The sequence below is a fragment of the Pseudomonas sp. CFBP 13727 genome (genome assembly GCF_014841915.1).
GTDB classification, from domain to species: Bacteria; Pseudomonadota; Gammaproteobacteria; order Pseudomonadales; family Pseudomonadaceae; genus Aquipseudomonas; species Aquipseudomonas baltica.
In genome coordinates this window covers 1,190,783-1,202,959 of sequence record NZ_JACYUT010000001.1, presented here as the reverse complement: position 1 = coordinate 1,202,959, position 12,177 = coordinate 1,190,783, and the positions used below count along the sequence as shown (strand labels likewise).

Below are 12,177 nucleotides of genomic sequence, written 5' to 3'. Positions count from 1 at the left end.
CCGAACCTTTTACACGCAACTTGCCTTGAGGAAAAGTCGTGGACTCTCGTTTGAATGCCTTTCTTGAGCGCGCCGAATCCGTGCTGGCGCGGCTCGAGCCGTTGCTGCCCGCGCTTCGCAGCGAAATCGACTGGAATCAGTGCCTGGCCGCGCGCTGGCAGCGTGAAGGCCGCAGCGGCTACCTGTTGCCGCTGGAGGTCAGCCTGGACATGCGTCTGAGCGACCTCATCGGTGTCGACCAGCAGCGCCAGCAGCTGGCGCGCAACACCCAGCAGTTTCTCGATGGCCACCCAGCCAACCATGCGTTGCTGTGGGGATCGCGCGGCACCGGCAAGTCATCGCTGGTGCGAGCGCTGCTTGCCGAACATGCGGGCGCAGGGCTGCGCCTGATCGAGATCGAGCGCGACCATCTGGCCGACCTGCCGCGGGTGGTCGAGCAGTTGCAGAAACTGCCGCAGCGTTTCGTGCTGTTTTGCGACGACCTTTCGTTCGAAGCGGGCGAGGGCGACTACCGGGTGCTCAAGAGCGTGCTCGACGGCTCCCTCGAGCAGGCGCCTGACAATGTGCTGCTGTATGCAACCTCCAACCGTCGCCATCTGGTCCCCGAGCATCAGAGCGACAACGAGAACTGGTCCCGGGTCGACGGCGAGTTGCACCCCAGCGAAGCGGTCGAAGACAAGATCGCTCTGTCCGACCGGTTTGGCCTGTGGCTGTCGTTCTATCCGTTCACCCAGGAGCACTTCCTGCGTGTGGTGGAGCACTGGATCGGCGAACTCGCTCGCGACAGCGGCCTGCAATGGTCGCGTGACGAGCAACTGGATATCCTTGCCGTGCGCTGGGCGACCGGACGGGGCAACCGCAACGGCCGCTGCGCCTATCAATTCGCCCGTTACTGGGTAGGCCTCAAACTGCTGGAGCAACAAGCATGATCGATTTGCACGCCGCAGGCGCGGGGCTGGAAGGCTACCGCATGCTGTGCGCTCAACTGCAATCGCTGTTGGCCGACGAGCGTGACTTCGTCGCCAATGCGGCGCAATTCTCGGCGTTTCTGTTCAACCAGGTCGACGACCTGAACTGGGCGGGCTTCTACCTCAACCGCAACGAGGAGCTGGTACTGGGGCCCTTCCAGGGGCAGGTGGCCTGCGTGCGCATTGCGTTTGACCGTGGCGTCTGCGGGGCCGCTGCGGCGACCCGGCAGACCCAGCGGGTCGAGGACGTGCATGCGTTCCCCGGGCACATCGCCTGCGACAGCGCATCGAACAGCGAACTGGTGATTCCGCTGGTCAAGGACGGCGTGCTGATCGGCGTACTGGATCTGGACAGCCCACGTACTGCCCGCTTCAGCGAAGCGGACCAGCAGGGCCTGGAACAGCTGGCGGCGATCTTCCTCGAAGCGACCGACTGCAGCCGCTACTGAAGCGCCAGCCTGTTCAGTCGTAGTTGGTCTTCTTCTGGAATGGGTCTTCCTTCTCGTCGGCCTTCAAGCCGTCGGTGAGTTCGTTGACTTCGTTCCCGGTCGGCTCCATCTGGCTGAGCACCATGGCATTGGTGCGCTTGAGCATCTTCTGCAAGTACTCCAGCTGCTCTTGGTAGAGCGCAGCGTCGGGCTGACCCTTGAGGTATTGCACGCCCCGCTCGAATGCCAGCCGCGCGCGGCCCGGCTGGCCCTCTCCCAGCAGTTGCTGGCCCAGGTTGTTGAAGAATTCGATGTGCAGCAGGACCAGAATGCTGCGGATCTCGCGGCCCCAGTGCTTGGTTTCGGCCGGGTTGAGAAAGCCCTCCTGAGCGGCACGCGTGACCTGCGCATGCAAAGCTTCGAGCAGAAAGCGCACTTCCTTGGCCTGGTCTTCGGTCAGGATCGGGAAGGGCGGATTGCCGATTGCAATGTCATCGCCCTTGGCGATCTCACCTTGCAGCTCTTCAAGGCGCGTCTTGAGCGGCGCGTTCTGCCTGTCGAGCAGCAGCAGGCGCTGGCTGATGTTCAGCTCCAGCCGGGTAAGCAGTTGCTTTAGGGCAGGGGTCATCAGCTGGCCGGGGAACGTCTCGCCGATGCGCCCGCAGCGGCGCAGGCGGTCGGTGAGCTCGAGCTTGTCGCGCGCCTTGGCCAGCTTGTTGCTCTCGACCATGTTGTTGAGCAGGCCGATGACGATAAGGATGGCGATCCCCGTTACGATGAACAGGGTGATCATGAGTGGAGTCACCGGGGAGCTCTCGAGGTTGAGTGAGGTTGAAGTGTAGGGCCGGTCTGCCGACACCGATAGCACAACACGCTGCAACGCATTTATAGAGGTACCAGCGCTGTCCGTCGCAACTATGGCTTTGTGCTATTACTGCTGTCAAAAGCTTATTCATGTCCACGTGTCTCGCTGCTTCATCAGCACGCCCGGCTGGCCCGCAAAGCACGGTGAAGTCATTGATTTAAATAAATTTATAACAGGGGGTTGACGACCCTCGAAAGCATCCATAGAATGCGCGCCACTTGCAGCGTAAAGCACACAGCGAAGCGCGGCAGGGAGTGAAGTTGTAGCGTGTCCCCTTCGTCTAGTGGCCTAGGACACCGCCCTTTCACGGCGGTAACAGGGGTTCGAGTCCCCTAGGGGACGCCATTGCGGGAATAGCTCAGTTGGTAGAGCACGACCTTGCCAAGGTCGGGGTCGCGAGTTCGAGTCTCGTTTCCCGCTCCAGTTTAAGCAGTGTGGCCTTCGGGCGGCACTGAGTGAAACCAGCATCCAGTCTTCGGACTTGGGTCTGGGCCCCGGAATACACACCATGTGTTTCGGTCAGCGTGTCCCCTTCGTCTAGTGGCCTAGGACACCGCCCTTTCACGGCGGTAACAGGGGTTCGAGTCCCCTAGGGGACGCCATTTGCGGGAATAGCTCAGTTGGTAGAGCACGACCTTGCCAAGGTCGGGGTCGCGAGTTCGAGTCTCGTTTCCCGCTCCAAATTCAATGAAAACGCCGCTCAGAGATGAGCGGCGTTTTTGTTCGTGCGTGATTTATGAGTCATGCACCGTGGCGTGCCTTTCGCGGCCGATGACCGCTCCTGCGCAGTAGCGAGCCGACCGTAGGAGCGGTCAGCGGCCGCGAAGGGTTCACTGCGGGCTGTCGGGCTGAACCCGGCGCCGATGGGGAATGTCGTCGTCGGCAATCAATACCCGTTCCATTGCCCGCGGGAAATCACCGTAGTTGTACACCGGGTAATGCAATGCCCCACGGTTGTCCCAGAACGCTACATCTCCGGCTTGCCACTTGAAACGCACCTGGTACTCCGGGTTGCTCACTTCCTTGAGCAACAGGCCGACGATCTCGCGGCTTTCTTCCAGTGACAGACCCAGAATTTGCGGTGACATCGAAAAGTTGATGAACAACGCATCTTCGCCCGTCTCCGGATGCGTACGCACCAGCGGGTGCGCGAGGATCGGGTAGTTGTAGCCGACCTTGTCCAGCGCGGGTTTGAAGTTGTGGGTGACGAAGGCATTGTCGATGCGCTCGCGCAGGGCCGCCGGCAGGCTGCGGTACACCAGCCCGGTGTCGGCCCAGAGCGTGTCGCCGCCGGTTTCGGGCAGCGACACCGCGCGTAGCACGGCGCCGAAGGTGGGTTTGAGCATCCAACTGGTATCGGTATGCCAGCGGCCCTTGCGGGCGTCGCCGTAACGGTCGCGGGCTTCACTTCCCAGAATCAGGTGGGCGTTGGGACGCTCGTGGTCCTGCTTCTGGGTGGTCGGATGCTGGTACAGCTCGCCGAACTGACGGGCGAACGCCAGTTGCTGGGCGGTATCGATGTGCTGGTCACGGAAGAACAACACTTTGTGCTTGAGCAGCAAGGCACGTATTTCATCACGGGCGTGCACGTCGAGTGGGCGTCGCAGATCCACGCCCTCGATCTGCGCGCCGATGGTCGGCTCCAGCGCAGTGGCGCGGATCGCCGTGCCAGGGCGCGGTATTTTTTCGGCAAACATGGCAGATGTCCTTTGCAATCGAGTGCCGGAGCCCACGGCCACGGCGGGTGGGGGAAGGGAATTCAGGCCACTTCTTCGTTGCGGCGCGCGGTTGCGTTGCGATTGGCCGGCACCTCGAGGCCGAGGTTGTCGCGCAGGGTCAGGCCGGGGTATTCGGTGCGCAACAGGCCGCGTTGCTGAAGGATCGGCACCACGTAGCGGGTGAAGTATTCAAGGCCGTTGGGCAACAGCGAGTTGATGATGAAGCCATCGGCGGCGTGACCCTCGAACCAGGCTTGCACCGCGTCGGCGACTTCTTCTGGCAGGCCGACGAAATCCCGGTCGGGCTTGGCGAAGCGCAGCGCCACTTGGCGCAAGGTCAGGTTCTCTTCACGGGCCACGTGCTTGATACGCTCGGACGTGCCCTTGTGGCTGTTGGCGCCCAGGTCGCCCAGATCGGGGAAGGCCGCGTCCAGGTCGTGCCCGTTGAAGTTGTAGTCATTGAACGGGCGGCCGAGGGCGACGATGGCGTCTTCGATGCCCACCAGGTCTGCAGCTTCCTGATAGCGGCGCTCGACCTCGTCGCGGTCACGCCCCACGATCGGGCTGATGCCGGGCAGGATGAACAGTTTGTCTGGGTTGCGACCGGCCTTCGCAGCACGTTGCTTGAGGTCTTGGTAATAGGCGTGCGACTCGGTGAACGACTCGTGCCGGCAGAAGATCGCATCGGCATTCTGCGCGGCGAAGTTGCGGCCGTCCTCGGAAACGCCGGCCTGGAAAATCACCGGTTGACCCTGGCGCGAGCGGGCGATGTTCAGGGGTCCCTTGACCTGGAAGAATTCGCCCTGATGGTTCAGTGCGTGCAGCTTGCTGCGGTCGAAAAACTCGCCGGTGGCCTTGTTGCGGGTAAAGGCGTCGTCTTCCCAGGAATCCCACAGCCCCTTGACCACATCCACGTGCTCCCGGGCGATGCGGTAGCGAACGGCATGGGGCGGGTGCTCGGCCTTGCTGAAGTTGTCGGCGGTGCCGGACAGCCAGGAGGTGACCACGTTCCAGCCGGCGCGCCCGCCACTGATGTGGTCGAGCGAAGCCAATTGCCGCGCCACCTGGTAGGGCTCGGTGTAGCTGACCGTGATGGTAGCCACCAGGCCGATGTGCTCGGTAGTGGCGGCCAGCGCCGAGAGCAGGGTGAGCGGCTCGAAGCGATTGAGGTAGTGCGGGCTCGAGCGTTCGTGAATGTGCAGGCTGTCGGCGATGAAGGCGAAGTCGAAGCGCGCCTCTTCGGCCAGCCGCGCCTGCTGTTGGTAGTAGCGCAGGTTGGTGCTGGCGTCGGCCAACGCCTGCGGATGGCGCCACTCGCCCCAGCCGTGCCCCACACCGTGGATCATGGCGCCCAGTTTCAGTTGTCGTGTGCTCATGGGAATCTCCTGTTATGGCGCGCTGGCCAGTGGGGTTTGGGTGGGTGCACGGTAGGCGTTGAAATGCTTGTCGAAACCTTGGGCAACCTTGACCGGCTGGGCCAGCACGCCTTCCTCCAGATAGATGTCGGCGGTTTGCTGCAGGTCGGCGATCACCGCGTCGGTGATCTCGGCGCGGGTGTAGCGGGTCTCGTTGACCGAGGCCAGGTGCACCGCCAGGGGCAGGCGGGTGACCTGGGCCTGGGCTGCGGCGAACTCGTCGTGGTGAGTGTTGGCCCATTGGTAGGCACGCTCCAGGCGCACGACGAAGTCCTCGACCTGCGCGCGCTTGGTTTCAGTGGCTTGCTGGGTGGCGACCAGGTAGGTGTTGTTGGTCAGCAGGTCGGTGCCCTTGCGCAGGATGCGGGCGTTGCCTTGGTTCAGCGCAATGGTGGTGTAGGGGTCCCAGGTCGACCAGGCGTCGGCGTCGCCGGACTGCAGGGCGCCTTGGGCATCGCTGGGCAGCAGGTTGACGAAGGTGATGTCGGACGTCTTCAGGCCCGCGTCACGCAAGGCCTTGATCACCAGGAAGTGGCCGATGGAACCGCGATTGGTAACGACCCGCTTGCTCTTTAGGTCGGCGACCGACTGCAGCGGCGAGTCCTTGGGCACCAGGATGGACGTGGTATAGCGGCCTTCGAAATGGGTAATGCTGACGGCCTTGAGCGGCGCGCCGGAACCCAGCGCGAAGACATAGGGCGCATCGCCCAGATAACCCACGTCCACCGCGCCGGCGTTCAACGCTTCGCCCAGCGGCGCGGCGGCTGCGAATTCCGAGAACTCGATGGGGTAGGGAACGTTCTTGAGTTCACCGGCGGCGGTGAGCAGCAGCTTCAGGGTGGATTTCTGATTGGCAACGCGCAATGGTTCGAGCTTGTCGGCCCAGGCCAGGGGGCCGGTGGCCAACAGCCCGACGGCCAGGACGAAAGTAAGGACATGGGAACGGGTCATGGACAGCGACTCCTGAAGAGGGATTGAGTTACCTCCACCAGGCGAGGGGTCGGTCTGCATTCAAGCTAAAGCTCTAACGAGGCGCTGTGAAATGACATTTAGTTCTAAGTTAATTATTCTTTTTATGAATTCTTAGGTGATGGCAATATGCGTAGCTAGCATATTTTTGTATGGGTCTGTCTCGTAGGAGCGGTCCGTGGCCGCGAAGGGGCGCTGCGGTGGTTCAGGCATACCGCGGTGCTTTCTTCGCGGCCGATGACCGCTCCTACGGGGATTGCGCGGAGTATTGTAGGAGCGGTCCGTGGCCGCGAAGGGGCGCTCCGGTGGTTCAGGCATACCGCGGTGCTTTCTTCGCGGCCGATGACCGCTCCTACGGGGGTTGCGCGGAGTATTGTAGGAGCGGTCCGTGGCCGCGAAGGGGCGCTGCAATGTATCAAGCATACCGCGGTGCTTTCTTCGCGGCCTATGACCGCTCCTACGGGGGTTGCGTGGAGTATTGTAGGAGCGGTCCGTGGCCGCGAAGGGGCGCTGGGATGACGTGGGTCAGGCCAGGGCGCGTTGGCGCTTGCCGGGGACGGCGTCCAGCAGGGCCTGGGTGTAGGCATTCCCCGGATGGTTGAACAGCTGCGCAGTGGGGCCCTGGTCGACGATGCGGCCCTGGCGCATGACCAGCACCGCATCGGCGACGTTGGCGATCACCGCCAGGTCATGGGAGACGATGACGTAGGCGATGCCCAGCTCGCGTTGCAGCTCGTCGAGCAGATCCAGGATCTGCCGCTGCACCGAAACGTCCAGGGCCGACACCGGCTCGTCCAGCAGCAGAAGGTCGGGCTGCAGTGCCAGGGCCCGGGCGATGGCCACACGCTGGCGCTGGCCGCCGGACAGCTCCCTGGGCAAGCGGTCGAGGAAGTGGGCCGGCAGATGCACTCGTTCGATCAATTCACGCGCAGCCCGATCGAGCTCCGTCCCTCGGGCCAGGCCGAACGAGACGAGAGGTTCGACGATGCTGTCGAAGATCGACAAGCGCGGGTCCAGCGCTGCGAACGGGTTCTGCTGCACCAGTTGCATGCGCCGACGCAGCGGCCGGAATTGTCGCCAGCCGAAATCGGTCACGTCCTGCTCGGCAAACTCGATGCGGCCGCTGTCGGCTTTCTCCAGCCCCAGGGCAATGCGCAACGCCGTACTTTTGCCCGACCCGGATTCGCCGACGATGCCCAGGGTCTGCCCGGCGCAGACCTTGAAGCTGACATCGGCCAGCGCCTGGAAGCGGTCGGCCTGGCCACGGACCCGTGGCAGCCGGTAATGCTTGTTCACCGCAGTCAGCGCCAGCAGCGGCGGTTGCCCTGGCGCAGCTGCAGTACGCGGTGCGCGGGGCTCGGCGAAGGCCGGCGCGGCGGCGATCAAGGCGCGGGTGTAAGGCTGGGTCGGCTTGGCCAGCACCTGCTGCGGCGTGCCGTGCTCGACCAGCCTCCCGGACTTCATCACCAGCACCCGGTCGGCGCGGTCGGCGGCCACGCCCAGGTCGTGGGTGATGATCAGCAACGAGATGCCTCGCTCGCGCACCAGCCCCTCGAGATGATCGAGAATCCGCTGCTGCACGGTCACATCCAGCGCACTGGTCGGCTCATCGGCGATGATCAGTCGCGGGTTGCCGGCCAGTGCGATGGCGATCAGCACGCGCTGGCGCATGCCGCCTGACAGCTCGTGAGGGTACTGCCGGGCGCGCAGCGTCGGGTTGTCCAGGCCGACCTGGGCGAGCAGCTCGCCGACATCGTTGTCCACCCCGCGGTAGCGCCCACCTCTGGCCAGCACCAGAGCCTCGGCGATCTGCACGCCGATGCGCTGGGTGGGGTTGAGGCTGACCATCGGGTCTTGAGGCACCAGGCCGATGGTGCGGCCGCGGAGTTGGCGCTTGACGCGTTCGCTGGCCTGGCTCAGGTCCTGCCCGGCCACCACCAGCCGACCGGCGGTCAGCACGGCGCTGTCAGGCAGCAAGCCGAGCATAGCGTTGGCCACAGTGGTCTTGCCCGAGCCCGATTCTCCGACGATGGCCAGGGTCTCGCCCTGGGCCAGGCTGAACGATACATCCGTCACCGCCTGGGTGTGCTGCGCACCCTGGCGGTAGGCGATGCCCAGGTTGTGGACTTCAATGAGCGCGTTCATCGCTTGATCTCTTCAAGGGTGCGGGCCAGGTGATTGAGGCTGAACACCACGGCCACGACAAAGACGCCGGGCGACAGCGCCACCCATGGCGCGGTGATCAGAAAATGCCGGCCGGTGGCAATCAGCGTGCCCCATTCCGGCGCCGGTGGCGCGGCGCCGAAACCCAGGAAACTGAGGCCTGCGGTGGCCAGAATGGCGGCGCCGAAGTCCAGGGTGGCGAGCACGGCGACCGGCCCCCAGGCGTTGGGCAGGATGTGCCGCCACAACGTCTGCAACCAGCTCGCGCCGCCCAAGCGGGCGGCCTCCACGTAGGGCAGGGTCTTCACCCGCAACACCTCGGCACGGGTGGTGCGGGCAAAACCGGGAATGATCCCTACACCCACGGCAAGGGCTACCGGCAAGGTGCCGAAGCCGATGGCGGTGACGATGGCCAGCGCCAGCAGCAAGCCAGGCAGGGCCAGCAGCACGTCGATCACGCGCATGATCAGCGCATCCACGCGGCCCCCGGCGAACCCCGACAGCACGCCCAGGCTCAAGCCGCCGAGCAGGGCCAGGCCAACCGCCAGCAGCGCTGCCTGAATCGACAGGCTGGCGCCGTGGATCACGCGGGTATACAGGTCGCGGCCCAGCTCGTCGGTGCCGAACCAATGGGTGGCGTTGGGCGCGGTGAGCTTGGCCAGCGGCGCCGTGGCATTGGGGTCGAAGCCGCTCAGCACGCCCGGTGCCAGCGCAGCCAGCAAAGCAAAGGCGACTACCAGCGCGGCCAGCATGAAGCCGGGCCGGCGCAACAGGGGACGTGAAGCGCTGAGCAGGCGTGACCAGCGATTGCGCCGTCGCCATGGCGTGGTGGCCTCCACTGGCAATGGCGCGGATGGCGTCGTAGCCGGCAAGCGTTGTATCGACGGCGAGCCGAACCGACGGTCGAGGTTGTGCACGGCGTTGGATGAAGGCATGAGCGGAATCCTTGGCAGGCCTAGGCCGCACTGGGCGCACGGGGCGCGTGGGTGATACGGGGGTCGAACATCGGGTAGAGCAGGTCCACCAACAGGTTTACCACCACGAAAGCGGCCGCGGAGATGGCGACGATCGCCAGCACCACCGGAATGTCCTGGCGCAGTACGGCTTCCTGGGCCAAGCGCCCGACACCGTTGCGGCTGAAGATGGTTTCCACCAGCACCGCACCCGACACGGTGTTGCCGACCTGCAGGCCGAACAGCGTGAGAATCGGCAGCGCGGCGTTCTTCAGGCCGTGGCGGTACTGCACCTGGGCGCGGCTCAGACCCTTGGCGTAGGCCGTAGTGATGTAGGGCTCGCGCCACACCTGCTGAAATCCGCGTTGCAGCACCTGGGCATACACCGCTGCGCTGGGGATCGCCAGGGTGATGGCCGGCAGCACCAGGCTGTCCAGGCCCTGACTGCCGGTGGCGGGGAACCAGCCCAGGCCGAAGGCGAACACCTGGATCAGTAGCAGGCCCAGCCAGAATATCGGCACCGAGAACCCCAGCGACGGCAGGCGCGCCATGGCCGATTGCAGGGGTTGCCAGCGCACGTAGGCGGTCAGGTAGGCCAGACCGATGCCGCCGATCAACGACAGCACGATGGCCGACCCGGCCAGGGTCAGGGTTTGTGGCAGGCGCTCGGCCAGCAGCGCAGTCACCGGGCGGTTGAGCGACAGCGACTGGCCGAAGTCACCGTGCAGGGCCTGCCAGAGCAGATGCACGTACTGCTCGAACAGCCCGCGATCCAGCCCGTAGTAGGCACGCGCCTTGGCCAGGTCCGCCGGTGACAGCGCATCGACTTCCAGGCCCGAGGCGCTGAGCATGATCGACAGCGTGTCGCCGGGCAGCAGGTAGAGGATGAAGTAGGTGATGGTATAGGCGCCCCACAGCACTAGCAGCGCCTGGCCGACACGCCCCAGCAGGTAACGGTTCATGGCGTGCCGACCTCGATGTCACCGAGGAAGGCGAAGCCTTCTGCGGTCCAGTGGAAGTTCTTCACCCGAGCCGCCGTGGCTGCCTGCCAGACACGCTCGTAGATCGGGATGGCCGAGGCCTCGTCCACCAGCAGGTCCTGCAGATCGCCGTACGCCTTGGCGCGTTGCTCGGCTCGAGTGGCAGTGATGCCAGCGTCGAACAGCGCGGTGGCCCGGTTCAGGGTCGCCGGTTCGTAGGTATTGGTGGCCAGGGTCGAGCTGTTGGCACTGCGCGGATCGAGAATGGTCTGCAGAATGATCGGATCGGCGCGGGTCATGTAGGTGGACGTCAGGTCGTAGTTGCCCTGGGCATTGGCGGCGGTCCATTCGGCGCGGGTCACCACGTTGAGTTTCAGGTCGATACCCACCTTGCGCAGTTGATCCTGAACCAGCACATCGCCGGCCGTTTCACTGCCGTTGATGTTGTAGGCCAGGCTCAGTCGCTTGCCGTCCTTGTGTCGATAGCCATCGGCAGCCGGTGCCCAGCCTGCCTCGTCCAGCAGCCGTGCGGCGCCGACAGCGTCGTAGCCAAGCTTGGCGCCCTGGGCCTTGAAGTACGGCGTGGTGCTGTCGTACACACCGTCGACGACGGGGAAATCGGCGTTGTACACGGTGCTGGCGTAGCTCTTGCGGTCGATGGCCTTTAGCAGTGCCTGGCGCACTTTCCTGTCGGCCAGTACACGGCCGTTGCGGGTGTTGGGGTAGAGGTTCAACGCGGGGCCGGGCAAGGCGCGGCTCTGAATGGTAGCGCCCTTGCTCTGGTACAGCTTGAGGTCGACTTCCGAGAACGGGTTGCGCGGCCACAGCACATCGACCTTGCCCTGCAGGAACAATCCGTTGCGTACGCTTTCCTCGGCGATGTAGCTGATTTCCACGGTATCCAGATGGGCGTCGGCCTTGTTCTTCATGTTCGCCGACGCCCAGTGGTAGCCCGGTCGACGGGTCAGTCGGGCGCCGCTCTCCGGCGTGTAGTGCTCGAGCACGAACGGCCCGGTGCCGATGATCTGGCCGAGCGAGCGCTGCTTGGCGGTCAACTGGTAGGAGGCCGGTGCAAGAATTGCCAGGTTGGTGGTGGACGTGGCCTGGAGGAAGCCGGCGTTGGGTCGTGACAGCACCAGTTTGACGGTGAAGTCGTCGAGCACTTCGGCATGGTCGTAGCCCGCCAGGTAGGTTGCGCCGAAGGTCGCCGGCAGCTCCTGGGCGAATGCCTTGTCGCTGTCGAAGGCGGCCTTCACGGCGTGGGCGTCGAAGCGCTCGCCGTTGCTGAAGGTGACGTCGTCACGTAGTTGGAAAGTGTAGCTCAGGGCATCGTCGCTGATGTCCCAGCTCTTGGCCAACCAGGGAATGATCTTGCCGGTGTCCGGGTCCTGGTCGGTCAGTGATTCGGCGACGTTGCGCAGCAGCACGCGATGTTCGAGCCAATAGACCTGGAACGGGTCGACGCTGACCAGGGTGGTGTTGTCGCCGAAGAAGGCGATCTTGAGGGTCTTGTCGGCGTGTTCGGGGGCCGAGGGCGAGCAGCCCGCCAGTGTTGCGAGCAGTATGCCCAGTGCCAGCAGGCGGGGGCGTTGGGGCAGGTTCGAAGCCGATGGGTGGGTTGGGTGGGGCATGGGTGACTGTCCTTTGTAGTGCTGTGATCGGCTTGGGTTTGGGGTGCGGGCCTTCGCGGGCAGAGCCCCGCTCCCACAGAGGTTGGT

At 64.4% G+C, this 12,177-nt stretch carries 10 protein-coding genes and 4 tRNA genes; 6 read left to right on the top strand and 8 right to left on the bottom strand.

Going from position 1 to position 12,177, the window contains the following annotated elements; all coding sequences use genetic code 11:
* Positions 1-38 precede the first annotated feature (38 nt).
* Positions 39-929 (top strand): DUF815 domain-containing protein, encoded by an 891-nt coding sequence (locus IFT76_RS05325; RefSeq protein ID WP_185793938.1) that lies wholly within the window; start codon positions 39-41, stop codon positions 927-929.
* Complete coding sequence (locus IFT76_RS05320) at positions 926-1,417, top strand: GAF domain-containing protein (RefSeq protein WP_192053736.1); 492 nt, start codon at positions 926-928, stop codon at positions 1,415-1,417. Before IFT76_RS05325 ends, IFT76_RS05320 begins: the two co-directional genes overlap by 4 nt.
* 13 nt (positions 1,418-1,430) lie before the next feature.
* Here the strand turns inward: IFT76_RS05320 and IFT76_RS05315 are convergent, their stop codons facing one another.
* Complete coding sequence (locus IFT76_RS05315) at positions 1,431-2,201, bottom strand: hypothetical protein (RefSeq protein ID WP_192053738.1); 771 nt, start codon at positions 2,199-2,201, stop codon at positions 1,431-1,433.
* A gap of 329 nt (positions 2,202-2,530) precedes the next feature.
* Here IFT76_RS05315 and IFT76_RS05310 point away from each other — a divergent pair.
* The 4 genes from IFT76_RS05310 to IFT76_RS05295 all read left to right on the top strand — a co-directional run bounded on the left by IFT76_RS05310 (position 2,531) and on the right by IFT76_RS05295 (position 2,942).
* Positions 2,531-2,606: transfer RNA gene (locus tag IFT76_RS05310), tRNA-Glu, on the top strand.
* Positions 2,607-2,608: 2 nt separating this feature from the next.
* Positions 2,609-2,684 (top strand) — tRNA-Gly (locus tag IFT76_RS05305).
* Between the two features lie 103 nt (positions 2,685-2,787).
* Positions 2,788-2,863 (top strand) — tRNA-Glu (locus IFT76_RS05300).
* Between the two features lie 3 nt (positions 2,864-2,866).
* A tRNA-Gly gene (locus IFT76_RS05295) sits at positions 2,867-2,942 on the top strand.
* 149 nt (positions 2,943-3,091) lie between these two features.
* On the opposite strand, the gene IFT76_RS05290 is transcribed toward IFT76_RS05295, so the two are convergent.
* From IFT76_RS05290 to IFT76_RS05260, 7 genes are all read right to left on the bottom strand, one after another.
* A complete protein-coding gene (locus IFT76_RS05290) occupies positions 3,092-3,958 on the bottom strand; it encodes a TauD/TfdA dioxygenase family protein (RefSeq protein ID WP_192057580.1) in 867 nt (288 codons plus the stop codon).
* Positions 3,959-4,020: 62 nt separating this feature from the next.
* Complete coding sequence (locus tag IFT76_RS05285; RefSeq protein ID WP_192057579.1) at positions 4,021-5,355, bottom strand: LLM class flavin-dependent oxidoreductase; 1,335 nt, start codon at positions 5,353-5,355, stop codon at positions 4,021-4,023.
* A gap of 12 nt (positions 5,356-5,367) precedes the next feature.
* The gene (locus IFT76_RS05280; protein ID WP_192057578.1) at positions 5,368-6,345 is read right to left on the bottom strand and encodes an ABC transporter substrate-binding protein; all 978 of its coding nucleotides are present in this window, start codon (positions 6,343-6,345) and stop codon (positions 5,368-5,370) included.
* A 543-nt stretch (positions 6,346-6,888) separates the two neighbouring features.
* The gene (locus tag IFT76_RS05275; RefSeq protein WP_192057577.1) at positions 6,889-8,508 is read right to left on the bottom strand and encodes a dipeptide ABC transporter ATP-binding protein; all 1,620 of its coding nucleotides are present in this window, start codon (positions 8,506-8,508) and stop codon (positions 6,889-6,891) included.
* Positions 8,505-9,461: an ABC transporter permease gene (locus tag IFT76_RS05270; protein WP_192057576.1), complete on the bottom strand. Its 957-nt coding sequence runs from the start codon at positions 9,459-9,461 to the stop codon at positions 8,505-8,507. Before IFT76_RS05270 ends, IFT76_RS05275 begins: the two co-directional genes overlap by 4 nt.
* A gap of 20 nt (positions 9,462-9,481) precedes the next feature.
* Positions 9,482-10,441: an ABC transporter permease gene (locus IFT76_RS05265; RefSeq protein ID WP_192053747.1), complete on the bottom strand. Its 960-nt coding sequence runs from the start codon at positions 10,439-10,441 to the stop codon at positions 9,482-9,484.
* Positions 10,438-12,090: an ABC transporter substrate-binding protein gene (locus IFT76_RS05260; RefSeq protein WP_192057575.1), complete on the bottom strand. Its 1,653-nt coding sequence runs from the start codon at positions 12,088-12,090 to the stop codon at positions 10,438-10,440. Before IFT76_RS05260 ends, IFT76_RS05265 begins: the two co-directional genes overlap by 4 nt.
* Positions 12,091-12,177: the final 87 nt, after the last annotated feature.

Coding starts and splice junctions, on each gene's coding strand:
- IFT76_RS05320 (WP_192053736.1), top strand. CDS start 926: ATGATCGATTTGCACGCCGCAGGCGCGGGGCTGGAAGGCTACCGCATG.
- IFT76_RS05290 (WP_192057580.1), bottom strand. CDS start 3,958: ATGTTTGCCGAAAAAATACCGCGCCCTGGCACGGCGATCCGCGCCACT.
- IFT76_RS05285 (WP_192057579.1), bottom strand. CDS start 5,355: ATGAGCACACGACAACTGAAACTGGGCGCCATGATCCACGGTGTGGGG.
- IFT76_RS05280 (WP_192057578.1), bottom strand. CDS start 6,345: ATGACCCGTTCCCATGTCCTTACTTTCGTCCTGGCCGTCGGGCTGTTG.
- IFT76_RS05275 (WP_192057577.1), bottom strand. CDS start 8,508: ATGAACGCGCTCATTGAAGTCCACAACCTGGGCATCGCCTACCGCCAG.
- IFT76_RS05270 (WP_192057576.1), bottom strand. CDS start 9,461: ATGCCTTCATCCAACGCCGTGCACAACCTCGACCGTCGGTTCGGCTCG.
- IFT76_RS05265 (WP_192053747.1), bottom strand. CDS start 10,441: ATGAACCGTTACCTGCTGGGGCGTGTCGGCCAGGCGCTGCTAGTGCTG.
- IFT76_RS05260 (WP_192057575.1), bottom strand. CDS start 12,090: ATGCCCCACCCAACCCACCCATCGGCTTCGAACCTGCCCCAACGCCCC.